The 26,336-nt window shown below is 42.5% G+C and carries 22 protein-coding genes and 1 riboswitch; of the genes, 9 read left to right on the top strand and 13 right to left on the bottom strand.

Annotated features, from left to right (window positions below):
• Positions 1-178: 178 nt before the first annotated feature.
• The 3 genes from MHH49_RS10470 to MHH49_RS10460 all read right to left on the bottom strand — a co-directional run bounded on the left by MHH49_RS10470 (position 179) and on the right by MHH49_RS10460 (position 4,036).
• Positions 179-1,759, bottom strand: coding sequence for a response regulator (locus tag MHH49_RS10470; RefSeq protein WP_305953801.1), 1,581 nt, complete (start codon positions 1,757-1,759; stop codon positions 179-181).
• A 5-nt stretch (positions 1,760-1,764) separates the two neighbouring features.
• The gene (locus MHH49_RS10465; RefSeq protein ID WP_036682341.1) at positions 1,765-3,501 is read right to left on the bottom strand and encodes a sensor histidine kinase; all 1,737 of its coding nucleotides are present in this window, start codon (positions 3,499-3,501) and stop codon (positions 1,765-1,767) included.
• Between the two features lie 100 nt (positions 3,502-3,601).
• Positions 3,602-4,036: an Lrp/AsnC family transcriptional regulator gene (locus MHH49_RS10460; protein ID WP_036682342.1), complete on the bottom strand. Its 435-nt coding sequence runs from the start codon at positions 4,034-4,036 to the stop codon at positions 3,602-3,604.
• A 158-nt stretch (positions 4,037-4,194) separates the two neighbouring features.
• On the opposite strand from MHH49_RS10460, the gene MHH49_RS10455 reads away from it, so the two are divergent.
• The 5 genes from MHH49_RS10455 (at position 4,195) to MHH49_RS10435 (ending at position 8,488) form a co-directional block, all read left to right on the top strand.
• A complete protein-coding gene (locus tag MHH49_RS10455) occupies positions 4,195-4,659 on the top strand; it encodes a VOC family protein (protein ID WP_036682343.1) in 465 nt (154 codons plus the stop codon).
• 386 nt (positions 4,660-5,045) lie between these two features.
• The gene (locus MHH49_RS10450) at positions 5,046-5,633 is read left to right on the top strand and encodes a class I SAM-dependent methyltransferase (protein ID WP_036682346.1); all 588 of its coding nucleotides are present in this window, start codon (positions 5,046-5,048) and stop codon (positions 5,631-5,633) included.
• Between the two features lie 224 nt (positions 5,634-5,857).
• A complete protein-coding gene (locus MHH49_RS10445; protein WP_235219471.1) occupies positions 5,858-6,400 on the top strand; it encodes a sigma-70 family RNA polymerase sigma factor in 543 nt (180 codons plus the stop codon).
• A complete protein-coding gene (locus tag MHH49_RS10440; protein WP_036682348.1) occupies positions 6,393-7,559 on the top strand; it encodes a DUF4179 domain-containing protein in 1,167 nt (388 codons plus the stop codon). Before MHH49_RS10445 ends, MHH49_RS10440 begins: the two co-directional genes overlap by 8 nt.
• 23 nt (positions 7,560-7,582) lie before the next feature.
• A complete protein-coding gene (locus MHH49_RS10435) occupies positions 7,583-8,488 on the top strand; it encodes a DUF5643 domain-containing protein (RefSeq protein WP_036682350.1) in 906 nt (301 codons plus the stop codon).
• Positions 8,489-8,575: 87 nt separating this feature from the next.
• Here the strand turns inward: MHH49_RS10435 and MHH49_RS10430 are convergent, their stop codons facing one another.
• The 5 genes from MHH49_RS10430 to MHH49_RS10410 form a co-directional block, all read right to left on the bottom strand.
• The gene (locus MHH49_RS10430; protein ID WP_036682351.1) at positions 8,576-9,793 is read right to left on the bottom strand and encodes a sensor histidine kinase; all 1,218 of its coding nucleotides are present in this window, start codon (positions 9,791-9,793) and stop codon (positions 8,576-8,578) included.
• A gap of 321 nt (positions 9,794-10,114) precedes the next feature.
• Positions 10,115-11,497: an amino acid permease gene (locus MHH49_RS10425; protein WP_036682353.1), complete on the bottom strand. Its 1,383-nt coding sequence runs from the start codon at positions 11,495-11,497 to the stop codon at positions 10,115-10,117.
• 115 nt (positions 11,498-11,612) lie between these two features.
• The gene (ltrA, locus tag MHH49_RS10420; protein ID WP_036681916.1) at positions 11,613-12,875 is read right to left on the bottom strand and encodes a group II intron reverse transcriptase/maturase; all 1,263 of its coding nucleotides are present in this window, start codon (positions 12,873-12,875) and stop codon (positions 11,613-11,615) included.
• Positions 12,876-13,539: 664 nt separating this feature from the next.
• Positions 13,540-13,622, bottom strand: a riboswitch (glycine riboswitch).
• Between the two features lie 244 nt (positions 13,623-13,866).
• Positions 13,867-14,574 carry a DNA alkylation repair protein gene (locus MHH49_RS10415; RefSeq protein ID WP_076143912.1) on the bottom strand — a complete coding sequence of 236 codons (708 nt, stop codon included), beginning with the start codon at positions 14,572-14,574 and terminating at the stop codon, positions 13,867-13,869.
• A 70-nt stretch (positions 14,575-14,644) separates the two neighbouring features.
• Positions 14,645-15,199: a TetR/AcrR family transcriptional regulator gene (locus MHH49_RS10410; protein ID WP_036682356.1), complete on the bottom strand. Its 555-nt coding sequence runs from the start codon at positions 15,197-15,199 to the stop codon at positions 14,645-14,647.
• A gap of 166 nt (positions 15,200-15,365) precedes the next feature.
• Here MHH49_RS10410 and MHH49_RS10405 point away from each other — a divergent pair, with 166 nt between their 5' ends.
• The gene (locus MHH49_RS10405; RefSeq protein WP_076143914.1) at positions 15,366-16,841 is read left to right on the top strand and encodes a DHA2 family efflux MFS transporter permease subunit; all 1,476 of its coding nucleotides are present in this window, start codon (positions 15,366-15,368) and stop codon (positions 16,839-16,841) included.
• Positions 16,842-16,936: 95 nt separating this feature from the next.
• Here MHH49_RS10405 and MHH49_RS10400 read toward each other — a convergent pair whose 3' ends face one another.
• A complete protein-coding gene (locus MHH49_RS10400; protein ID WP_038573887.1) occupies positions 16,937-17,464 on the bottom strand; it encodes a pyridoxamine 5'-phosphate oxidase family protein in 528 nt (175 codons plus the stop codon).
• A 153-nt stretch (positions 17,465-17,617) separates the two neighbouring features.
• Between MHH49_RS10400 and pdxR the strand changes: the two genes are divergently transcribed.
• The 3 genes from pdxR (at position 17,618) to MHH49_RS10385 (ending at position 20,838) form a co-directional block, all read left to right on the top strand.
• Complete coding sequence (pdxR, locus tag MHH49_RS10395; RefSeq protein WP_038573889.1) at positions 17,618-19,048, top strand: MocR-like pyridoxine biosynthesis transcription factor PdxR; 1,431 nt, start codon at positions 17,618-17,620, stop codon at positions 19,046-19,048.
• 93 nt (positions 19,049-19,141) lie between these two features.
• Complete coding sequence (locus MHH49_RS10390; RefSeq protein ID WP_143758638.1) at positions 19,142-20,002, top strand: hypothetical protein; 861 nt, start codon at positions 19,142-19,144, stop codon at positions 20,000-20,002.
• 263 nt (positions 20,003-20,265) lie between these two features.
• On the top strand, positions 20,266-20,838 hold the full coding sequence (locus MHH49_RS10385) for a DUF4352 domain-containing protein (protein WP_052097390.1): 573 nt from the start codon (positions 20,266-20,268) through the stop codon (positions 20,836-20,838).
• A 271-nt stretch (positions 20,839-21,109) separates the two neighbouring features.
• Here MHH49_RS10385 and MHH49_RS10380 read toward each other — a convergent pair whose 3' ends face one another.
• From MHH49_RS10380 to MHH49_RS10365, 4 genes are all read right to left on the bottom strand, one after another.
• Complete coding sequence (locus MHH49_RS10380; protein ID WP_038573894.1) at positions 21,110-22,474, bottom strand: MATE family efflux transporter; 1,365 nt, start codon at positions 22,472-22,474, stop codon at positions 21,110-21,112.
• Between the two features lie 75 nt (positions 22,475-22,549).
• Positions 22,550-23,209, bottom strand: a complete 660-nt coding sequence (locus MHH49_RS10375) for a dihydrofolate reductase family protein (RefSeq protein ID WP_036682374.1) — start codon at positions 23,207-23,209, stop codon at positions 22,550-22,552.
• Between the two features lie 20 nt (positions 23,210-23,229).
• A complete protein-coding gene (locus tag MHH49_RS10370; RefSeq protein WP_036682375.1) occupies positions 23,230-24,366 on the bottom strand; it encodes a sugar ABC transporter substrate-binding protein in 1,137 nt (378 codons plus the stop codon).
• Between the two features lie 15 nt (positions 24,367-24,381).
• A complete protein-coding gene (locus MHH49_RS10365) occupies positions 24,382-26,322 on the bottom strand; it encodes an alpha-amylase (RefSeq protein ID WP_341122389.1) in 1,941 nt (646 codons plus the stop codon).
• Positions 26,323-26,336: the final 14 nt, after the last annotated feature.

The following is a 26,336-nucleotide window of genomic DNA, read 5'->3' as shown; positions in this document are numbered from 1 at the left end:
CTCTATATCTCTCATTATAAAAGGGCGAAGACGCTTAGATAATTCAGCGAAACAACTAAACATAATACTAATTCAACGATTCGACAAAAAAAGGTTAGCGGATAAACCAAAAACACCCGGCAGCGATTCTCTAATAACAGAAAAATCATCGCCGGGTTTTCATTTCACCGCTGTTTTGTTAGATTTTATTTTTCTTCCGGTACTCGCCGGGCGACATGCCCATGTAGTGCTTGAACTGTCTGTTAAAATAAATAATATTTTTATATCCGGCTTGTTCCGCAATCTCATACACTTTCTTAGTCGGATCTTCGAGCAGCTCGCATACCCGTTTCATCCGTAATTCACTTAAAAAATCGCTGAATAAACTGTTGGTTTCAAGCTTGAACAAATGACCCAGATAGTTAGGCGTAAAATCGAAGTGGGCGGCCACTTCGTTCAGCGTTATTTTTTGATCTAATCTTTCTTTCACATATTCCGTGATTTCATCAATTAACTTCCGCTTTTGTCTTTGCCGTTTCAAATAAAGCAGCTCCGACAACTCAAAGAACCTTCTTCTCAGCCACGAGAGAATATCATGCACCGTTTCGAACTGAAACAGCACAAAGGGATGATGCGAATCCCAATTTAAAATCTCGTATAGATGCTCGTTCATTTGCTGCAGATCGGCATGAAGCTTGGAGGTAATTCGAATAATGATATCGTAGATGTCGTTTTTCTGGGAGAGCGGACTGTCCCCGGCAAACAGCTTCAGCAAACAATCATCAATGGTGGTAAGGTCGTAGTCGAGCATCGCTTTAAGCATCCGGTCCACAATAACCTCTAAATCTGAGGCGATTTTTTCCTTCGGGCTCCATTCCGAAGCATCTTGGATGATTCTGTTTTTCCCAACAATCCATTTAATACTTAAAGCAGCCTGAGCTTGCCGATAGGAATCATGCAGCTTACCCAGTTCTGTTGTGTACATCCCTCTTCCAATCGTAATTGAACAGGAGAACTCCTGATAGAATGACCGAATGAGCTCTTCCATCAAAGCGGTAAAATATTGTTCCTGAACCGCAGCTAGGATCACAAAATGATAGTCATAGGTTGTGATGACCATGCCTAAATTTTGATCTTGCGCGAACTTCCGGATAAACTGATTAGCTGCGCTGCTCCATAAACTCCGCTCTTCTTCCGTCCAAGTTTGGATTTTCCGTGCCATATCGTCGATCTCGACGATGGCGACCGCCGACGCGCCTTGTAAGTATGACGTGAGAACGTTGTGAATGTGCGTCTCGACCTGCCCCGGAGCATTCTCGTTAAACCAGCGCAGCAGCAGCTCCTGATTCACAAGCGTCAGTGTTTCCGACAAGGAAATATGCTGCTTCCTCTCCTTCTCAATCTTGGCGCAGAGTTCAGTCAGCGTCTTATTCAACTCGTCATCATCGATGGGTTTAAGCAAATAACCGGAGGCATTTAATTGAATCGCCTCTTTGGCATAGTTGAAATCCTGATGTCCGCTAATAAAAAGCAGATGGACCTCAGGGTTAATCTCCTTCGCTTTCCGGGCAAATTCCACACCTGACATAATCGGCATGCGGATATCGGAGAGAATGATATCAACGCGGTGCTGCTCCATCATTTTTAAAGCGGAAAAACCGCTCGTTGCCGTTCTCACGCTATGCAAAGGCAAATGATCACTGCCCGCCACCCGCCGTCTCAGCCATTCCAAATCGATCACTTCATCATCCACCAGCAGAACGTTGATCTCCATCGCCATACTATTTACTCCCCCATAACTTCCCGGATTTCCGCATTATCCACCGGTAAGATAATTTGAACGGTCGTTCCTGCCCCAAAGTAACTGCCGATATGAATGCCGAAATCATTGCCGTATCTCAGCTTGATTCGTTCCTCCACGTTTCTCAGTCCATAGCTGCTCGAATGGAATGAGCACGAACGCATATTTCGCAGTGTGTCCGCCCGCATACCAATTCCGTTATCGATAACCTTAAGCTCGATGCGTTCACCCAGCCGTTTTCCGGTAATCCGGATCGCAATCGTCTCCCCAAACCAAGCATGCTTGAATATATTTTCTACAAATGGCTGCAAAATCAGCTTGATGATGGGAACCTGTAAAATATCAGGATCAATATCATAATAAACCTCAAAAGCATCGGCATACTTTACCCTCTGAATTTCAAGGTACATCCTTACCTGCTCCAGCTCTTTTTCAAGAGAGATATAGACATGTCCTTCATTCAAGGTGAGGCGATAGAATTTAGAAAGACCTTGTACCATCTGTGTAACCTTCTCAACTTCGCCCAAATTGGCCAAGCTGCCAATGGTCGACAATGTATTGTACAAAAAGTGCGGACTGATCTGAGCTTGAAGCACATCCAGTTCTGCTTGCTTTTTCTGAATACCTTGCTCATAGACGTTCTGGATCAAGTCCTGGATGCTAGTCGCCATCTGATTAAAACTATTAGCAATGTAGACAAATTCATCGTTCCCGGCAAACCCAATTCTTTTATAAAAATTCCCTTCCTGAAACGACCGGACCAAATATACGATTCGCTTAATTTTTTTGCCTGATATGCGGGCAACGAGGAAGCCGATCACCGCCATGACTAAAAAGCTGATCAAACAAACAGTGGTGATCACCTTCTGCATTCGGCTAGCATCTTTATTTAAGTATGCATGCGGCACCCGTACCTCGATAGCATAGTCAGACAACGGAATATCTTCACTAATGATCAGATAAGCATCTTGCTTCGCATGTTCATCGACAATACCTTGTTCATAAAGCGTTAATCCACTAACCCTATCCACTAGGCGAAGGTCTATGCCCTGTTCAATTGGAAAGGTATCGAAATTGCCAAAAAGCTCGTCAATTCTCGCCGTGACGCGAATATAACCAATAATCGACGGGCCTCCCTTGGAAGAAACCAGCTTGCGGAAATACGAAATATTGTTTAGTTCACTGTCGCTGTCCGCCTGAAGCCACAAGCTGTCTTTGTTATTGGCAACGATCGACTTGAACCATTCCTTATTTTCAATAACCTGATCAGAAAGAATATAATAATCGCTTCTACCGATAGGTACAGACATATCATCACCGGGGATTTCAAGCATCGTCTCATTCGCGGTATAGAGCACAAGTCTCAGATTGTTCCCATACAATTGCAGAGGGGCTTTCATATAAGGAACGATGTCATCCCTCATTTTGAGCATGTTTTCCAATGCATCTCCCCTAAACTGCAGAGCATTCTGAAAATTCGTATTGAGAAACAGCGAGTTAGTCATTCGTTTGATTTCATCTGTCTGATATTCGATATTGTTCCTCGTCTGCTTCAAAGCTGTCCGGACATTCGTTTCCGCCATTTCCGTTCTGGACTCTACGAGCATCGTATAAGCTATATAACCCACCAATACATCTGTCAGCAATACTAGAATGAGGTACGGTATCATCATCTTATAGGTGAACGGAATATACTTTTTACTGAATAAAAACCTCTCCATACCCATGCTCCCTTGTATCCGAGTCAATGCTAACGTTGTTTTCATCCATTCTACAATGCAATGAAAGCGGTTACTATATATTGTGTTTGGAAAATGGGCTCTAGAGCAACACCCTGTTTTCCAATATATTTTTCAAACTGATATGAGATTTTGAAGGTCCAAACTTTATAAGGTTGTCTTGGAATTCAGCTAACTCCTCAATCGACGCGGTTTGCACCTTTATGAGATAATTATATTCACCGCTAATCCGATATAAATCGGTAACTTCCATAGCATGTTTGCAAAAATCCGTAATCTCTTGGCAATGTTCTGTTTTTAATAGAATAAACGTAGTTGTGCCCCGATCCAGATCTCGTAGATTAAAAGCTGTATGATACCCAGAAATGATATTCCTTTCCTCCAGCTTGATCATTCGTTCTTTAACAGAGGGTTGTGACATCGAAACCTCTTTGCTGATTTGTGAAATGGACATTCGGGCATTGTACTGAAGTAATTGCATAATCTTTTTATCAATGTCATCTATAAGTTGTTCCATAGCAAGCGCCTCCTAAACTCATTTTATAAAATAAACTGATTCCACTAAAATACCTTAAATTTAATAACCATATTACTACAAAACACTTATCTTATATATATATCTCATATTTTAATACAACTATAATAAATATATATTAAAGTTGGGAGCGATTATAAATGAGTGTAAAAGGCCTTGCACATGTAGCGATTCAAGCCAAAGACTATAAAGCAACTATTTCTTTCTATATTGACGTTTTAGGATTTAAGCTAGGTCATCATTGGAGTCTGCCATCCTTTCAGATCAAAGAAGCCTCCATGCTGATTTCACCTGACCGCAGAACCTGCATTGAGATTTTTGATAATGATGCAGTCATCGCCGCTCAAGGAAAAAAAGCCTTGTCTGATGAAGATATAGCGCACGGAGCGTTATTACATCTTGCCTTCTATGTAGATAATGTAGAGGAGATGTATCAAAAAGCCCTTGCACATGGGGCAAAAGCTTTTATAGCACCGGACTCTCTGTCTCTGGGCGAACCGCCTCTTCTAATAAAAAACGCGATCATTCACAGTCCCAATGGAGAAGTTATTGAATTTCTTGAAGAGGTTGATTTTGATATGTCCAGCAAAGTTCATGTAGAATAAACGCTAGGGAGGGTTATGAATTATAAAACATACCATTCTCAGTAAAAAGTCGCTTTTCCTCTTAATTTTTTTGATATTTCTTATAGGAGTCTACTTTTTATTCTTTGGACTTCCGTGGAAGTCTCTGGCTTTAAAAAAGCAATTTGAAATCTATTTAGAAGATAAATATCAAATCGATTTCCAGCTGGGTAAGATGGATTTTGATTTTATACATCGCACTTACCTTTCTTATGCCCATCCAGTAAATGATCCCACTCTGATTTTTTATGTAGGTCAAGATATTGAAAGCAAGGAAATTCAGGATCTTTATAAATATCAAGTTGATAAACGAAATGCTGGGAGAAAGTAAGAGAATTTGAAGCCAACTTCTAGCAGATGAAGAAGGAATGATCGTATTGATTGTGATTCAAGCCATCGCTTGGCTCATCGCCTTCGCAGCCTTGTTATCCATGGTGTCGATTGTGCTGGTGAGCTGGAGGAACGGGATATCGCCGATGCCTACGTCAAAATCTGTACGCTCGGCTGTTGCCGTTGAGGTGAATCGGATTCCGGGATATAGCAGCATTGTGGAGGCGGGATCGGGTTGGGGAACACTTGGTATGGATGTTATTCGCCAATGTCCAGGCAAAAGGCTGACAGGCATTGAAAATTCCAGTATTCCCTTATGGGCATCCCAGCTGCTTACTAGGTTCGGCACACGTATGCTGCGAGCAGCCAAAGGCCAGAATCTGCTCCACGGAAGGCTCCGTTATGTACGTGGGGATATTTATAGCAGTTCTTACGAGCATGCGGATATTGTTCTTTGTTACTTATTTCCCGGAGCGATGAAACGGCTGGCGGAAAAGTTCAAGCGTGAGCTACTGCCGGGTGCGGTGGTTATTAGCATTTGTTTTGCCCTTCCAGGCATGCAGCCTGTCCGTACCATAACATGCACGGACACACTGCGTACCAAGGTATATGTATACACTTTTTAATTCAGGATTACCCCACTACTTCTTTTCAGTTAAGGTGGTAATTCTGGATTTTTTTCAGTTTATCCACTTGAAACTCCCCTTGCCAAAAACAATGAATTGCACGGACTTTATACCACTACCGAGGTAAGTGATTTGTCCAGGAGAATGAATTTTATCCTAAATATAACTTTTTGTATGTCTTCTCCATCTAATTATACAGAGGGCCCTCAAGGAGGAAAAATCATTTGCTGGAAAACGAACTGGATATCAAAAAAGCGCAGAAAGGCGACCACGAGGCGTTTACCCGTCTTTTCAGGCAACTGGAATCCCAGTTGTACAGATTAGCCAAAACCATTCTGCTAAAAGATGAAGATTGCGCGGATGCTCTTCAGGAAACAACACTGAAGGTGTATAAAGGGTTGGCCAACCTTAAGCAGCCTAAGTTTTTCAAAACCTGGGTTATACGCATCCTGATTAATGAATGCAATCAGTTACTTCGTATGCGAGAACGAACTATAGCTGTGGCGGAAATTCCCGAGGAACCGGTCGTTTCCTATGTGCATTTTGAAGATTCAGGCAACGTAGACCTGCAAAGCTTCATTAATCAGTTGGACGAATCCCTGCGGCTTGCTATCGTGCTTTTTTATTATGACGATTTATCCATTAAGCAGATTGCAGATGTGCTCGACATCTCCGAGGGAGCGGTCAGGGCACGACTCCATCGCGCACGGAGATTGTTGTCCAAACAGATACATCCTGTGCCGGAGGAGGGTCTTGCTAATGAATAATAACAATTTAGAAAAGCAGATCAGGGAGCTAGGGAAAGCTAATATACAGGAGCTTCCTCCTTTACTACGATCACGGCAGGATTCGATTTATGCATCGCTGGCCACCATTGTCCAGGATCCTGTGGAAAAGGAAAAGAAAAAGAAAAAGCGGATATATCCAAAAATCACAGCTGCTGTGACTGCGGCGATATTGTTAAGTGTTATGCTAACGGCTATCTATCCGCCTACGTTGGCCAATGCGCTCAAGCAGCTTCCCTTGATAGGTGGTATTTTTGAACGGGCAGATGATATAGGATTACAAGCGGCCCAGCGTCTGGGACTGACTTCCCGTCTAAACAGCAGTGATACGCATGAAGGGATCACCTTGTCTGCCGAAGAGGCTGTATTTGATGGCAGCCGGTTGGCATTCTCGGTGAAGCGTGAGGGAGAAGAACTGGAAGGTAAGCTAGCCGGAGTAACGATTGGAGCGGATGGGAAGCCTTTTCTAGCGGAAGGTGCGATAACCTCTGCAGAAGTATTGATCGACGGGGCTTCCCTGGAGCAATTTTCAGAAGGTCTCTGGAAAGCTATGCCGTTTCTAAGCTGGATAGAAGGTGCTGAAAGCAACACAGCTATTTTTAGACTAGTGGATTCCTCGAATTCGGGGATCTCCAACAAACCTTTTCCTGATCGATTTGTATTGACCGTAACCCTTGACTTAAACGGTATTGATGAACCGTTTGTTCTCCAAATTCCTGCGCGGAAGGCTACGATTAATAAAATTTCCACACCTGATATACGCGCACAAGTTGGAGGATGGAGTTTGATCCTGAAAAAGCTGGAATATAGTCCATTAACGACACGCCTGTCGCTCATGCTGGAACAGGATACAGACGAAGATCATACAGCATTGAGTTTAGTGGGCTTTGAAGTAAAGGATCAACAAGGACAGGTGCTGAAAGATATTTCGCAGAAAGTCCTCTCGACTTCCAATAGGTCACTTAATGTCGATTTGCTTACTGAGCCATTTGAGAAACACCCTAATATGCTCACAATCCGTGGCTATCTTTATGAGTTTGAGAACCCACAAAGTAAGAATGGAGCATTTAAAACAGACAGTTCTGGAAACCCAGTGAAGCATTATATTGACGGTCTAGAGATAAACGTGCTAGTTAAATAAAAATTAAGGAGCTTGATAATATCATGAAAAAAATGACTAAGAAGATGTCTGTAATTTTAAGTGCTGCTGTATGCCTAGGAGCGTTGGGAATGCCAGCTTTAACTCAAGCATCCAGTGCCCAACCCGCTGTTGAAGCTTCCCTGAATACAACAAAAGTGGCCGATTCACACGATCAGCTTACTTTAAAGGGCAGTGCGCAGTTTGATGGTAACTATATTAAGATCGACCTGAGCCGTGAGGGATCGCTATTTTCAGGAATGCTCGCAGGAGTAACTTTAAATGATAAAGGTGAGCCCTATCTTGCAGAAGGTACTATTGTGGGAATAGACGCCAAGCTCGCTCAACCAGGAGGCATCGATTTAAAAACACCACGCTGGATCAGTGACGGAGATGCCAACAAGGCGGTTGTTGTATTGCAGACCGGATGGCTAACCGAGCAACAAAAGGCAAGCCTGGCTTCCTCTGAATTGAGTATCTATGTGAAGCTTAACGGAATCGAAAACCCGTATGTACTTAAATTTTCCCTCAAGCAAGCAGGATTAGTGCGTAATATTCAGCTACCTGCTATAAAGAAAGACAACCAATTTGAAATCAAAACCACCCGTGTTGCTGCGGGAGAGACTTCTGTGCGTATCGCTTTAGCGGTTAAAGGGGTTGCCACCCAAGGCCAGGCTTTAGGATATGACATTTATGATAATCTGGGCAATAAATTAGAATCTATTGCAAGAGATTCTATTGCAGCAACTCAAAATACGGTTTCTGAAGATTTATTGTTCGAAGCGCCTCGCTCAGCCGCTGAATATCTAGTTATCAGACCTTATCAAGCCGTATTTGAAAAAGGCAACACCGGGGCTTATAAATTAGATGCCAAAGGCAATGTAGTTAAAAATTATAACAAGCAACTGGAGATCAAAATCCCTCTAAAATAATCGTTAACGCAGCTAGGAAAAGGGGATTACCTCTCCAGCCGAAGGCTTGAGGTAATCCCCTTTGTTCAATTGAAAGAAGGCTCATTATTACTGATCATTTATAGCTAAAAAGCGGATAGTAGCTGTTGTCCCCTTACCTTCAGAGCTACTATAATAAATTTCCCCGCCGTATTTTTCTACGATATTAAAGCAAATCATTAATCCTAAACCTGTTCCATTACTTTTTAATGAATAAAAAGGAGTGCCTAGCGACTTAACCTCAGCTTCCGACATCCCGCTTCCTTCATCGATGATTGTTATCTCAATAAAATTATTGTTCCTATTCGCCATAATAGAGACAGATTTACCAACTTCCGAAGCCTCTAAAGCATTTTTTATTATATTAATAAGCAGCTGCTTAAATTCAATTTTATTAATAGAAATCATGCAATCTTCTTCTACGTAGGTAACGATTTGATTATCAGATAACATTGCGTAGGAATGGAGCAATCCTGTAACACTTTCAAGTACATCCTTCACATCTACTTTTTCTAATTTTTGCTCTCCATTTGGCTTTGAAAGGGTTAGAAATTGCGAGATAATCTGTTCTACTGTGTTTAATTCATCAATCATTAATTTAAATTTTCTTTTCATAGGATCATCAAATGAAGGATCCTCATCAAAAAACTGCAAAAAACCTCTAACCACTGTCACTGGATTTCTAATTTCGTGCGCAACGGCAGCTGTTAATTGTCCAACCATCTTTAAACGCTCAGATTGCTGTAATTGTTCATAATAAAGCTGCTGTTTTTTCATCCGTTTAAATGATATTTGAAAAATGAAAAATAATAACACTTGAACCGCTATTATATTAATGAAATTGCCTAGCATATCATAATGTAAATATGTATATAAATCCCCTCTATCAATCAAGAGGATATAGCCAAATGTAACTACCATTAGTACCCCATTTATAATGAAGGAAAAATAGAACAATTTTAAATCAAAAAATAGAATAGACAGTGCAGGAATAAGACAAATGAGGATATAGGTAGTCCATGTTTGAGGATATAAAAAGAATAGCGTATAAAAATACGCAAATCCAAATAGAATGATAATCTTTCTAAAAGTATGTGTCTCATGCTTAGGGTAAATCCATAAACAAACCGTTAGAAACGCCACACATAAAAAATGAATGATATAACCAAAATCAATCCCATCTAACTCTAGGGTAGATAGTATCAATCCAAACATCATAAGAACGATGATCATTAACATTAATATGTAATAGGTTTTTCGATTCACCCGACTGTAGAACTCTCTCATGAATTCACCACTTTTAAATTGATTTTACCATTACGATAGTTATCTTACTTGTAAACTTATTGTCGAAATAAGAATTATATCAGTTGAAATAGTAATAAACAATAACTGAAAAAAACTGTAAACTCGATGATATTATAGTTTGTAAAAAACTAAAAAACCGGGAGATACCATTTTAACAGTATCTTCCGGTTTTCTGTTTAACTTTGCATATTCTTTAAGCAAACGTCCATGTAGGAACGCTTGAAACCGGCAAGGGCTCCCTGCCCAGTCGCGGTTGAATATAACCACGGCTTCTGCGCCGGTTAAAGCTTTCCTCATAAACTAGAGAGGTGTTTCGGTCCTGATTATTTTATTATCTCTTTCCCTCTTTCTTCTATTTATCGAATACAAAACAAATAATAAAATAAACCATAAAGGCGTCAACAATAATGCCGGACGAGTTTCATCAGCAAACAGCATAATTATGAGTATGATTGCAAACAAGGCTAGAACAACATAATTCACAAAAGGTGTGAACGGTGCCTTGAATTTTGATTTGGCCTGCAATTCCGGCTTCGTCTTTTTATATCGCAAATGGCAAATTAGAACGACGCCCCAAACCCAGATGAAACAAATGGCACTAATCGTTGTCACGATGCCAAAGGCCGTCTCCGGAATCAGCTTACTCAACAAAGCCCCTACAGATAAGACAAGCGTGGATATGAATAAAGCATTACTTGGTACATGATTTTTATTAAGCTTTGCAAAGTTGGCTGGAGCCTGGTCATTTCTGCTTAGATTGTATAGAATCCGGCTTGTTGAGAACATCCCGCTGTTACAAGCGGAAGCAGCTGAAGTTAATACAACGAAATTAATAACCCCCGCGGCAATCGGAATCCCCACTAAACTAAATGTTTTAACAAAAGGACTTTCTGCCGGGTTTAGTTCTGTCCAAGCGTTGATGCATAATAAGGCAATAATAGCACCCACGTAGAAAAATAGAATTCGTAAAGGTATTTTATTAATCGCCGATGGGATAGTTTTTTCTGGATTGGATGTTTCCGCTGCTGATACCCCCACCAATTCCACACCCACAAAAGCAAACACAACCATTTGAAATGAAAGTAAGAACCCGGAAATCCCGTTTGGAAATACTCCCCCATGTGCCCAAATATTACTGAGCGCAACCGTTCCGGTAGTTGTTTTGAATCCAATCACCAGTAAAACTACCCCTATGGCAATTAACGCGAGAATAGTGATTACCTTAATTAAAGCAAACCAAAATTCCAATTCGCCAAAGCTTTTTACAGTTAATAAATTGAGTCCTAATAAAATAATTAAACAAATGACTGCGGGTATCCATTGCGGGATATCAAACCAATATTGTACATAGACCCCAACAGCTATAATATCGGCCATAGCCGTCATGATCCAGCAAAACCAATAGGTCCATCCAGTTACAAACGCCGCCCGCGGTCCAAGATAGTCTTCGGCAATGTCTGTAAAAGATTGATAACCTGCTTTTGACAACAGAAGTTCTCCCAATGCCCTCATCACAAAGAAAATAGCGATACCCACGATTAAATAAGCAAAAATGATCGATGGTCCTGCCAGCTGTATAGCTTTTCCAGATCCTAAAAATAATCCGGTACCGATGGTTCCACCAATCGCAATGAGCTGAACATGTCGATTCTCTAAATCTCTCTTTAATTCTTGTGCTGCCATTTCGAACTCCCCCTTATGTGAAAAAAATAACAAGTGAAAATGATAATCGAGTAGGAGGGGGCGGCTAGCCCCCGACCTCTCACACCACCGTACGTACCGTTCGATATACGGCGGTTCATGAAATATTCCGTAAGGAGTTGTATCTGTCCAATACACTCTTTAATCCATTGGCTTCCCAATATTGGTTATTCAATGCATGTTGTAGAATTGGACTCCCTGCAATTCGCCAATACCCTTTTCGGGTATTTCCCCACTCATAGGCTTTATCCTTAGGTACCCCTAAGGATATAAGTCTTTTGACTTTGGTTCTAGGGGTCTTCCACTGCTTCCAGAGGCACATTCGTAGCCTTCTTCGTATCCATTTATCCATATCTCGAAAGGTACTTGGGGTATCCGCCAGCGAGAAATAACCGCACCATCCCATGAGGTAGTGGTTTAGTTCCTTGATTCGCTCTTCCATCTTCATCGATCTCTTTCGAGAGGATATCTCCTGTATTCGAACCTTGACTCTCTGTAAGGACTGCTTCGCAATTCTCACCTTTGGTTCTTTGTCCACACTAAAACTAAATCCTAGAAACTTTCGTTTCCAGGGACGGTCTACCGCGCTCTTTACTTGGTTCACCTTCAGCTTTAGCCTCGTCTCGATGAATCGGGTGACCGTTGTCTTGACTCTCTCTCCTGCTCTTAGCGTTTTCACGTAAATATTGCAATCATCCGCATAACGAACGAAGCGGTGCCCACGTTTCTCGAGTTCTTTGTCGAGCTCATCTAGGACAATGTTAGATAATAACGGACTCAGTGGACCGCCTTGCGGGGCACCTTCCGTTGTCGGGGTTACTAACCCGTTCTCCATCACACCTGACTGAAGATATTTGCGGATAAGCAGGAGAACTTTCTTGTCCTCCACTTTCTCCGAAATCTTCATCATCAGTCGGTCATGGTTGACGCGATCAAAGAATTTCTCCAAGTCTAGGTCGACTACGAATCGATATCCTTCTTTCATAAAGGTTCGAGCTTTCCTCACCGCATCATGCCCTCGTCTTTTCGGACGGAATCCATAGCTATGGTCGGAAAACTCTGGATCAAACAATGGAGTTAACACCTGCGCGATTGCTTGTTGAATCATTCGATCTGTCACGGTAGGTATTCCTAGTAACCTAACACCTCCGCCACCGGGTTTCGGGATTTCGACTCGGCGCACGGGGCTCGGTTCATAGGTTCCTTCTTCTATGGCATGCCGCAAGGTCTGCCAGTTTTGTACGATGTGTTCTCGTAAGGATTTTACGGACATCCCATCTACGCCATGACTTCCTTTATTCGCTTCAACACGCTTTAAGGCTTGCAGAAGATTTTCCCGTGATAGCAGTTGCTCCAACATTTTTTTTTAACCTCTCTTTACGTGATTTATACCTTCCATTTGTGCCAAAGATGAACTCCGCCCTGCTGAAGACCCCCACGGGATTCACCGTTTCCTTCTTCAGTCAGGTCCTTTCGGATTTTTTTTCTGCATTCATCGCTCATCTTGAACGCCTGGATGTATAAATCCTATTCCATGTTCAGCCCTTCCGCAGCTGTTGCAACAGCTTGCGTACTATGGCGTCTGCTGACTTCTGTGCACTCAGCCTACTCTCACAAGTAGGGTTACGAAGTATACTCGCCTATCACACAGATCTCCCCAGGTAAGAACGCTATCTTCCTCTCCATCTATCTGCTTCATTTACTCTCGTACGCCTTTGGCAGTATGGACTTTGGTTTGTTGTGCAACCTCATCCAGCCTACGTTAGCCTTGTATGAAGTTCGTATTCCTCAGACCGGAGATTTGCCGCTGGCTTCCTTCAGATTCCACCTCGCGGTGGACACCCTTGCCTTAAGCTAATGGCTACTACTGCCTTCGCCATTCGGGACTTCAACCCTATAGATAGCGCCCATGCTGGGCGCACACAAAAAAGAGATTGGATACGCTCCAATCTCTTAGGTATAAGAATAATAAATAAAATACATTTATTTATTCTGACGATGATCAGAATAACAAATGAATTATCTAGTACTCTTCTGTCCTTTTGCCTGAGATTGTGAACCCTTCGGCGCCGGGGGATTCCCCCACGGTCTCTCCAGAAGCTGCTCCTGCTATAGTGTGATCCATAGCAATCATAGCTTGCGAATTATTTAATTTTTATGTCGCTAACTTCATTTTTAATATTTTTCAATACTAATCATTGTCAAATATTTTGTCAATAACATTAATTACCGCTTTATTATTGTTCCATTAACTTTTATTGCACACAATTAAGGGCTTGTCAGCCAAGCCGCCAATTCTTCTGTCTGCAGGCACAACCTTCAATACGCTCTCCTTAGCACTCCATGACTGACTAACACCTTACATGTTTTCGTTTGAAGCCCAGCTGCGATTTATCAACTGCCTTTTGAATATTAATTGAAGCATTCAAAATCTTGCTTTTTGCACTACCGGTATGGACTTCCACCGGGCCAACTTCCTTTGCAATCTCAACCGCTTTATCATGAAGCGGCAGATAGGATACGCCCACAGTGTAGATGAAATTGTTCATTGCGTATTTCGTTCGTTCAGGGGCATCATGAATCGTATTTTTAGCAAGCTCCAACATAGCGGCCAATTTTTCTGCGGAAAATTCACTGTCCGGGCGATTTCCGAGCAGCCAGCAGTAACAGTTCCAGCCCGCCGACATTTTCAACTCTATCTCACTTGCAATCCATTTATCAGAAACCTCTTGCGCAATATCCGTCTCCGCCAACGTTACTGCCACCACAAAGTCCGATAGCATATAGAAATAAGCCCCAGCAATCCACCGCTCAAAATCCGACTCTGACATTGCTTTAGGCTCCGCGATCACCCCGGCAAAATACATAGCGTCGTAATTTCCCGTAGCATAAAGCTGCTCGGCCAAGGGTTGATTATGTTTTATTTTTCTGAAGATAGGCTTCATCTGGCCTGTGGCCACACCAAAAAGCGGTTCGTGCGCGCCATTGGATAGATATATTTTCTTGGTGCGTTCCTTGCCGAGAGCTTCAAGCTCTTGCATGACCGTTTCTAAATCCATTGTTCGCACTTCCTTTTTTATGAATATTGGCTAGGGACTCAAACTTTACTTGAATATATCATAAAAGCCCTTATAAATATCTTCTTTTATACATCAAGGTAATTTGCCCCGCTATGTATTCAGCGCTATATTGGTTGCCATCCTTAATCCACCACATAATAATCCCCAGTAGTGAGGCTGCAATAATATCAACGGAGACTACCTCCTTAGTAGAGTCAATGTTCCTCGCGTTTCTTCGTTTTTCGACAGTATTTTTTAACAGGTTGGTCAAGTGGTTTTTGAAGCCTTTATGCTCAATCAATACAGCAAAAACTTTCCGGTATTCAAAAAAATAATTTAAAAAGGTGATCAGCTGCTCCTGTTCGTTGTTGCTCTTCATTTGTAATAGCGGTTCAACCTTCATGGATAGGTCATCGAAGATTTCATGTACGATCTGGCGCAATAAATCGTTAATATCCTCATAATGCAAATAAAACGTTGCGCGATTTAGTTCCGCGCGGTTGGCGATTTTTTGGACGGTCAATTGCGAAATCTCCACATTGTCGGACAATAATGAAAAAACAGCGTTTTTCAACATCTTTTTTGAGCGAATGGCTCGTGGGTCAACTCTTTTATGTTCAGTCATTTCATCCCTCTATTATCGTTTAAATGGCCTTTCATCAACTAATTTGCCTATTCTGTCGATTAGTCGACATTTTCAATAAAATTGCAAATAGGAATACTTTTTAAATCCTGATATGATTTATTTTATTGACACTATGTCGAAAAAGCAATGAAGAGAGGACTGCAACATGCAAGAAGACACTAAGAACATAAATAAAGGGATCTTATTAACCATCTTAATCTTTGGTTGTTTCTTATCCACACTCAATCAGACGCTTTTAAATGTCGCCTTAAGTAGTTTGATGGATGTTTTTGATGTCACAGCAACAACCGTACAATGGATTTCAACAGGATTTATGCTGATCAACGGGATTTTGATTCCGATTACGGCCTATTTAATGAAACGTTTTACAACACGGCAATTATTTATAAGTGCCATGTCATTTTTATTAATCGGTTCTATAATTTGTGCAGCAGCGCCGAGCTTTAGTCTACTCTTAATCGGACGGATGATCCAAGCTGCCGGTGCAGGGATTATAATGCCGCTCATGATGAGTGTTGTGCTCGCGATCTTCCCCGTTGAAAAACGTGGCAGCGCTATGGGACTGCTTGGGCTGGCGATGATATTCGCTCCTGCTATTGGGCCAACGCTCGCGGGTTTTGTTGTCGAATACCACTCTTGGCGCTGGTTATTTATCGGGCTTATTCCACTTGTCCTCATTGTTATAACGTTGGCGTTCAAGTATTTAGTGAATGTATCTGAGACGTCTAAGTCGAAGCTTGATGTGGTAAGTGTTCTTTTATCAACCGTCGGATTCGGCTTAATTTTATACGGCTTCAGTAGTGCAGGAAGTAAAGGCTGGGATGATGTAATCGTGATCCTAACCTTAGGGATTGGGGTCGTGGTAACAGCCGTATTCTGTCTTCGACAAATCAAATCGGATGATCCACTGCTAAACCTGTCGGTCTTCAAAAATAAAGTGTTTACGATGACATCTCTTATTAACGTACTAATCACAATGATGATGTACGCAGATATGATCTTATTGCCTATTTATCTGCAGAATGGTCGCGGGTTTACAGCATTTGATGCAGGACTACTATTGTTGCCGGGCGCACTCGTAAATGCGTTCATGTCACCCGTCACCGGTAAATTATACGACCGTTTCGGTGCGAAACCGCTGTTCATCATTGGCCTATTGTTTATTATTCCATCTATGTGGGCGGTAACAGATTTATCTGAATCGACCACGTATACTTATCTAATGATTCGTACCATAGGCCTGCGAATTGGATTAAGCTTCATTACTATGCCACTCAATACAGCCGGACTAAATGCGTTGCCCAAACAACTTGGCACTCATGGTACAGCTGTGAATAATACCGTTCGCCAAATTGCCGGGGCCATTGGTACTGCTGTCGTAATTACAATTTATACAGTGCAGGCAACCAGTCATGTAACTACACTGATGCAGAATAATCCCTCCGCTACTCCTGAGATCCTTAAATCCCTTACATCGATTCTTGGGGCAAGTGACGCCTACTACTTCATGATGATTTTATCCATTGCCGCATTTGTTATAACATTATTTATGCCCACGAAAAACAAGCTCATGATTGAAAGGAAAGCAAACCTAGTTAGCAAAGAAGAACCTCCGTTGTAACTAGTAATTGCAGTGTATATGAAGAAAAGCCATTCCTTAGCGGAGTGGCTTTTGTTATACTTATGAGCTTTCGTCAATCATTAAAAATATCATTTTCAACTCCTTTTATACATTTTTTCTGCTTCAATAGGACTTTCTTTTGCCGTGATATGATGCGGAATTACCCGATAAACTTGAACCGGACCGCCAAATACAGCCGATCTATACTTTTCCACATGCTGCTTGGACAAGGGGCGATTATAATAACCCGGTACGTATTTATTGATCAATTCCTGAAGTACGTGTGTGGCTTCATCCAAATCTGAAATCGGTTCTGCTTGTCCAAATATCATTACGCTCATATAAGCTGTATCCGTTTTGGCTGGTACCGGGTCTGTAATAGTTCCGTATTCCTCACATACCGTAAAACATACCTCCGGATTATCACGCATGACCTGATTACGTCTTCCATCTCCAGCCCCGTGAATATACAGTTTCCCTTCAGTCCATACATAATTAAGTGGCACAACATAAGGGAGGTTCCCATCAACCAACCCCAGATAACCTAATCTCGTTTGGTGAAGGAACCTTTCAATCTTCTCTTGATCTAAGCATTCCCTGGTCTTGTAACGAACCGAATTCATATCGAATCTCTCCTTTTATTTAAATTGCGGATACCAGCGTTGTTACGGTAGTATATCAATGAATGGATTGTATTAAAATATCCAAAATTCGCTGTTTAGAGCAATCCATAATTCGTTTTTTATGATTGGAGTTTCTATTTGGAGGTATGTACGATGATGAAAGTAATTCGCAATGATAAGAGACCAATCTGGCAGCAATTGCTTGATCAAGCGATTCATAATATTACTAGCGGAGTCTGGGCACCAGGAGAATTACTGATTCCTACCCGCGAACTTGCGCACATCGTAGGTGTCTCCCGCTCAACTATACAGATCGTCTATGAGGAATTGTTAAGTCGAGGTTATACAGTTACCTCCCGCCGGGGAGGGACGCGAGTTAGTACGTGGAAGCAAGTCACTATGTCCACGAAGGAAATAGAAACAGAGGGCCCCACACCTCCGTCACTCTCCTTGCTAGACTCAGCTGTTGATCAATTACATGACTGGTTCAGAGGTAAAGAACAGCTAGAAGTGGATATTGATTTCAGTCCCCATGAACCCTATTTGGATGAACAATTTCAAAAAAACTGGCGGCAATCGCTGCTCCAGGCATCCGCTGAAATGGATTTATCAAGCTGGGCTTACGGTAACTGCTACGGGTACACACCATTACGTGAGCAAATACAGCGTTATTTATCACTTGAACGGGGCATACATGTCCAAACCAATCAGATTCTGTTGACCTCAGGAGCTCAGCATAGTATTGACTTAATCGCACAGTCACTTTTAGCTGATGGGGACACTGTCTCAGTAGAGGATCCAGGTTTCCCAGCTGCTTGGATGGCAATGAGATACCGCCGTATGAATGTGGTACCCGTTCCCGTTGATGAGTATGGTCTAGTGGTTGAACATATTCACCCGCAATCCAAGCTGGTCTTTGCCACCCCTTCCCACCAGTGCGCAGTAGGGGTCGTTATGTCGGAGCCCCGCCGGCAACAATTGCTGTATAAGGCCGTTCAAGAACGATTTTGGATCATTGAAGACGATTATGATAGTGAATTTCGATATCGCGGGGAGCCGCTGCCAACGCTGTTTAGTCAGGCATCTAATAATACTTTGTACCTCATGAGTTTCTCTAAAATGATTGCACCAGGTATTCGTATTTCGGCTATTGTTGGATCAGTCGAGGCGATTGCTCAGCTAGCGAAGGTGCAGGAGCTGACTTACCGTCATCTTCCGATTATGGATCAGCTAACACTAACCCACTTCATTAAAAATGGTCATTTTATGCGCCATATGCGAAGAGTCAGAAATGTGTACCGGCGAAGACACGAGGTCATGGCAAAAGCTATTATGGCTAGCGGTTTAGGGGAGCGCTTCACGCTCAGTGGAGTAGAAACTGGATTACATATGTTATTAGAAGCTGAGGAAACATTCGACGAAGAAGCTGTGACAAAGTTAGCCCTACAACATGGAATACGTGTGTACCCTCTTGGGCCCTATTGTTTGGATAGCAAAAGAAAAGGATGGGTATTAGGGTTTGCAAAAGTAAATGAGGCAGCGATCGAGCAGGGCATTCATCGTCTTGCGGAGTTGATCCTATAAAATCACCTCTGCAGCACTCACAAAATTTGTTGAACAGTCCATAAACTATTTTAGATTTATGAAACCATTAAAACTTCAAAAAATAGTTAATATATGGTAAATTTAAACTACGATAGAACCTGGAGATGGGGAATTCATGGCTTCAGCAAATATTTTTTAGGAGGGCTTCCCATTAAGAAAATGCTGTTGTTAACCATAGCTTTATTTTTATTATTTCTGACTTTTCCCTTGCCTGCATGGGCTCAGGCCGTAGCTGAAGATGTTATTTCTTTTGCGAATAAAGAAGGATTAACATTGATTAGAGAAGGGCTTTCTAAAGACCCTAAAGGATACGGTTACAACAATGAAGCAGAGATTAGTAAAATTACCGTAGGCGAAGGAATGCAAATTCATTTTATTGATGGCGCTAAGCTTAGGCAAGCTTCCAATAGTCTGATTGAAACGGTCACACCCCAAGAGATCTGGGAGTTTCTTATTTTATCGGGCGGGATACCCAAATCTAAATTGATCATTCAAAAGGATTCAAACGGGTCCTATCAAGTTACTGAGTTTGGAGGGAATCCTGATACTCTGGCCTATGTTATTGAATCTCTACAGGCTGAGGGTGAAGGGAGTGAGCCCATACTAATCCGTGAGCGCGACGAATATATAGCTGCCTTCAAGAAAGACAATCAGGAATTCATCATTGTTCCACAACAAGCCTCATCGGCAGAAGCTAAAGGACTAACCACTAATATAGAGCCTCAAACCCCAGAACATTTAATAGACGTGTTGCAGACGATGCAGAACGACTTTTCCGATGACGAGCAGGATGGTTGGGAAACCATTGCTTCCGCGTATTACGCGGACTATAATAATCACCTAACAAGGTCTATCACCATTAGCGCCATTATTGCTCTAGCAGCAGTATTTGTGATCTGGGCCTATCTCAGAAGACGTAAGCAACCTAAGTAAATGTAAAAAGAAATAGGCCGCTCTCCTTCATGGAGTGCGGCCTATCTTTCTCTCATCTACGGCTCCCGAGAAATATTCAAACACTGCACTAATACTATTAAAAACTTACCAAGAAACTACTCAAAGGCATATCGGTTTACTCAACTTTCCTTATAAACAATTTTTTTCAAAAAAAGCATAATCCTTATAAAGAATTTTCTGGAATTTCCGATATATTTATAGTACACATAATGGTTCAAATTACCTAATTGGGAGGGTTTTATTTGAAAAAGATTTTTAAAATCGGGTGTCTGGGATTCATCGCTTTAATTGTACTAATCATTGTCATTGGTATATTTGCTAAAGATAAGGATAGTTCAAACGACACAACTAGCAAATCTAATACCACCGCAAACTCTGTAGAAACAAAGGGCACCTCAAAAGAAGATGCGAAAAAACTAGCAAAAAAAGGAGAAGAATTACAAGTTGGCGATGTTGTTTTTAAAGTTAACAAGGTAACTACTACCAAGGAAATTAAAGATGGAAATTACTTATCCTACTCACCTAGTGCTGACGGAAGTATTTTCCTAGTAGTAAATGTAACTGTTAAAAATGCTGGTAAAAAAATGATTACCACAGACTCATCATACTTTCAGCTCCTAAAAGATGAAGTTACGTATAACCCATCAACGTTGATTACTACTTCCGGAGACTATTTTTTATATGAAGGAATCAATCCTGGATTGGCTCAAACAGGCAATGTAGTATTTGAAATCCCAGAAGATATGACTGGCTTTCTTTTGAATGTCCAAACTGGGTTCTGGGGAACCGAACAAGGACAGATTGAATTGAAATAATACTATATGGATCGTAAACCACCAATGTAAGTTGGTGGTTTTTTGCTACTTCTTCGACGTAAAAATTCTACTTTATGATCAAAATAACCGTCAACGAAGTAACTAGTGCTTTAAAACGTAGTGGTTAAGATACTTGGCAGTTAACAACTGGATATTTAAAAAACAATGCAAAAGGCACTACCTTGAGGCAGTACCTTTTGCATTGTTAAGTGAAGAGATATCTAATTTAGGGGGAGATTAATCCTCCGCATCGATTCAATCAGGTCGTATGTTACATAGCTTTTTCAGCCAGATCGCTAACTAAATTTCTCATCCACTTACGGGAGTAAATCCGGGCGTAGCCGAAGCCAAAGCGGACAACCTCCTCCAGCGAGATGACGAGATACACAAGGTAGACAGGTTGCTTCCAAATGTATGACAGCAACAGCCCGGATGGGACTCCTATCAGCCACGTTGCGGTAGACTCCATGCCGAATACGAACTTGCTGTCTCCTCCGCTGTTTAGTATACCGCCGGCTATAATCATATTGGATACTTTGACCCAAAGAAATCCAGCAAACACGATAACGATATACATGCTCATTTGTTTAGCGTCCTCGGAGATATTGAACGCAGAGACATACAGCTTCGAGCCTGCCGCAATGATAACCCCGACGATCAGAGAGATAATGATGCCTAGACGAATGAATCTTTTCGCATGATCGAGTGCGATATCAGATTCATTCGCACCCAAACGGTTGCCAACCATTACCCCTGCTGCACTAGCCAGACCCGATAATAGGCCAATGCAAAGACCCTGAAGTGGGAAGGTAATGGTCATCGCAGTCATTTCCATCGTCCCCATACGGCTATAAATAATCGCATATGCTGTTTCGCCCAATACCCAGATTAATTCAGTCAGTAGCAGCGGATAGGTCGTTCCAAAAAACTTGCGAATGAGCGGTTTAGGAACAATGAATAAGTTCTTTAACCCGACAGCTCCCGGTAAACGATACCGGTACACGGCACCAATGATCAACAAGCATTCGAAGACCCTAGAGATAAGAGTAGCAATGGCAGCGCCCTTCAGACCAAGCGCAGGAGCACCGAAATGTCCGTAAATAAGTACGTAATTCAGTATAATATTCAAGCCAACTGCAATTAGACTTACATACATCGGCCATTTGGCATGGCCAGTACTGCGTAAAATCGCGGAATACATCATCGTGAGCATGACAGGCACAAAACCGATCGACATTATCTGGAGAAAGATATAACCCTCATCTATTACATTCATGTCTGTAGTGAATAGGCTCAGAAAGAGCGGCGAATCGATAAAGACAGCCGCAGAGAACAGGAACGAGAACGCAAAGCCAGTGATCAGTCCGAGACCCAGTACTTGAGAGACGCTTTTGGAATCTTTATTTCCCCAAAACTGGGCTGCATATATGGATACACCCGTCGATAAACCGGCCAAGACAACCGCGATGATCCCGTATATTTTGGTCGACATCCCCACCGAGGCAATTGCCACATCTCCCAGCTGCCCAACCATCAATTGATCCGTCAAATTAAGCAATGCCATCAGCAAGCTTTGAAGCGTAACGGGCACAGCGATTTTATACACACTTTTATAGAAATCTTCTTTCTCTGACATGTATCGTTCACAACCCCCATATTCTCGATTTTTCCAGAACTTATAGCCATTCGCAGTCTATGACTTAGTTTGAGGTTAGATCACCTTTTTGTAGCGCATGAGCGTGTAGTTATCTTTTGGTTGAATTTCTACAACCTTGAACTTTTTCGCAAAGTTCAATTGCTGATACCCGTCTCCATCCACTAAAGTAATGTTTGTGGAGCCGCCTATGATGATTGGAAGCTGCATTAGAATAATCTCATCGACGATATCCTGATTGAAAATATGCCAGTTTAAGAATCCGCCGCCTTCGACCATCAGACTGGTAATCCCATAGTTCTCCTCCAACTGACGTTCAAGCTCCACAAAATCTACTTTATCCTCGCCGCAGATAAGGCACTCCTTTCCTCTTTGCCGGATCTGTTTGATTTTTTCTTCATCCCGTCCTTTCTCAGTCGTGACAATAATCGTCTTCCCTTGGTCCGAGAGTACATTGCAATCCAGCGGAATATCCAAGGTAGTTGTCGGAATGATACGGATTGGATTTTTATTTTCCTCATACCGATTAGTAAGGAAGGGATTGTCCGTCAAAATTGTATTTTTGCCGACCATAATTCCCTGCACCTTCCCCCGGAATAGATGAATAAATTCCATATCCTCACTGGAAAATAAAGAAAAAAGCTCTTTACTCGAATTACCAGCGCCCATAGTGAGCTTTCCATCAATAGAAATTTGGCTGAATATCGTTGTTTTCATTTGGCTCTCCCCATCTCTAATTAGCTTTTAAATGCGCCCCAAGAGGCTTGAATAGTCTGTTCTATTTTGTTCAATGCTTGTTCAGGATTGCTCAAGGGCAGCTCGATAAGACCCGCATTTAACGCCTCCCATACATGGATCATGAAGGGATAAGTCGGCATCGGCCGTGAGTGATCCAAAAGCGATAAAATCATCTTTTTGTTAGGCGCAGCAGAGGCAGCTAGATGGTTCAGCACCTCTTCCTGAGCCGGAATCCGCTGTACACCCAGCGTCCACATAGTTTGGCATTCGTCACTCAGCATAAAGCGCGTGAATGATAAAATATCTTCCCGCTCCTCGGACGTTAATGAATGATTAGGGTAGATCAGGCCAATAGAAGAAGACATGGATAATGATTGCCGCCCTTCGATGCTCGGAAGCTGGCAAACCGCAAGCCTATTGTTCATATGTTTATCTAGATGGTTATAAATCCACTCGCCACAAATAATGGCGCCGATCTTACCGTCAATGAACTGCTCAAGCAGTCCTGTGGAGCCGTCGAGACTAACGAGCACGCCTTGATCCATCTTGTCGCGAATAAACTGAAGCGCCTGCTTCATTTCAGAGGTGACGATATTCGGCTTTCCATTCTGTACAGGCCAACCGCCGAAAGCTGTAAGGAACGGAATAAACCAATAGCCTTGCTGTAAGTCTGCTCCAATCGGTATGATACCTTGGGCGGATAACTTTTCTGCTGCCTCTTCGAACACGTCCCATGTCGTCGGCGCACTAGGGTAAATCAACGGGTTGTAATACACAACCAGATGATTACCCCGCAATACAGGGATACCATACTGAACACCATTCATTTGCATCGTTGAAAGGGCTCCCTCAGTCAGCGTATCGTCAAATAGCCCGCCCGGTACTTCGGAGTAAAGACCGTTCTCCACATAGGAGGACATGTCAGCAGGAACCATCGCCAGATGCGGACCTTGCTGGGTGTCCTTAATTTGGTTCAGGCGCGCAGTCAGCTCCGTAATATTCATCACTTGTGGTGTAATTTGTACGCCGAAGCGCTCTGTATACAGCTTACAAATTCCCTCCAGCACCTCAATCGAGGTATCTCCCGGACCATCAAACTCATGCCATACCACGACTTCCTTATTGTTCTTTTCCATTGCAGCCTCTCTCCCTTACCTAAATTGTCTATGATTGTTTACGAGCACTAAAGCCTGATTAGGCGCAAGCAGCAAGCAATCGAACGCCTGACCTACGCTGCTACCCGTTAAGGAACTATCCAGTGTTACCGTCATTGGGCATCGGCCAGGTACGGCAACCTTCAAATCAACTTGGCAGAAAGCATCAGCACTCAAGTTAAAGCAGCACAGCAGCGTTTCATCCCCTTGCATATACCCGTACAGAACAATACCTTCCGGGGATTGAGCCACGAAAAAGTTTTCCGGCTTCACTAGGTGGCGCCAATCTTTCTTGAGTTCACTTAGCTCCGCCAACAGCGGCAGCATCGGTGTAGGATTGGTCCAATTAATTTGCATAACGTTAAAAAAAGCTCGGGAAATCTCCTCTCCGTTCGTGTTGTCTCCAAGACCACAGTTGAGCGGCTGCTCCTCATTCATTTCATAACCCGTCGTCACGTATGGAATTGCGTTCGGAAGAAATTGATTAAATACCGCGATCATCCGAGCAACCTCTACACCGCCACGGCTGGTGATCCGAGGAGTATCTGCTGTTTCTGCACAGGCAAATACATGAATATTCAACTCAGGCAGCTCTTCTAAGAATGAAATGAGATTCTCTTTAGTAATTTGTGACATGACGTTCCATCCACTGCCAAGCATAATGTTATAGCCGGTGTTTGCTGCCTTCTTGTGGTTGCGATTAAACAAATCTTCGCTGATTAAGATCGCATTTGGATTCATCTCTTTAATCGTTTCAAAAATACGAGTCAACAACGGAATAGGAAGCACGTGTCCGATGTCGATACGGAAGCCGTCAATCCCATATTTTTCGAGATTAACCCGTACTGCCTCCTCCAGAACATCCCACAGCTCCAGATTCGGCTCCTCTCCCGGGTAGTCATTGCATTTAATCGTATCAAAAAGGACATATGGCGCCTGATCCGGACTTATAAGATGTCTCACTTGCGGAGAGAAATCCTGGTAGAGGCGTAAGAACGTAATGTCTGTCCAAATCGGCTGCACATCATTTATCCAATCCGAATGCGCTGGAGCAGTCGTTATCCCCATCTCTTGCTCTACCAAAGTTAATAGCTCATCTCCTGTTTTAGCAGCTCTCTCTTTCAAGTGCTGCCAAAGGATTGGATGGAGTTCATTGGGCGGTGGCGTGAACTTCCGCAGAAATACTGCTGTCTCCTGGCTGCGGTAGACCGTCTCCAATTTGTCCGGCGTACACTCCTCAAAAAATCCAAGCTGGGGAATCGCGGGCGGCGCAAAGCCTTCTAATTCATCCATTTTGATCCAATACACCCATTCAGGATGCTCGGTAATGAACGCACTGTTTTTCGCCGTCACACGGGGAATGAAGTCAACAACAGTCTTAATATCAAGTAAATGACAAGCCTCTACCAAAGCGCTGAGCTCATCGTGGATCGTAAACTCCTCCATATCATCCAATAGGCTATCATGCAGGTTCTCGTCCAAATGGAATAACGATTGCACCGCGTAAGGGGACCCCATATCCCCCTTCAGATTCAATTTGCTATACTGGTTAACTGGAAGCATGTACAGAATATTGATGCCCATTTTCTTTAGCAGCGGCAGAAGCATAAAGAATCTTAAAAAAGTACCCGATTCAATTTTTCCGTCATGGTTGTAATCCCAAGCGGTCGAATAGCGAATAAGCGAAGAATAGATCGCGCTATCGTCCAGATTTGTACGTTCCTTAAGCAGATATCTCCACGAAAGCCTGTCCACATAATTCAAATGATCTGTCAAAAAATCATACGGGTGTACACAAATTTCACCCTCTTTTTCTAAGAGAACACGCTCATATTGGCACTCATTCCACACTGCGGGTATCCAAATTGGCTCTACGTCTTTGGCCTTGTGTGCAGACAAGTAGTCTTGAATTAATCTGAATTTGCTGTCGTTGCTCATTAACAGTGCCACCT

It is taken from the genome of Paenibacillus sp. FSL F4-0122 (assembly GCF_038002845.1).
Taxonomy (GTDB): Bacteria; Bacillota; Bacilli; order Paenibacillales; family Paenibacillaceae; genus Paenibacillus_AQ; species Paenibacillus_AQ odorifer.
Note: the sequence above shows the minus strand (reverse complement) of the source record. Positions and strands in the feature narration are given on the sequence as shown.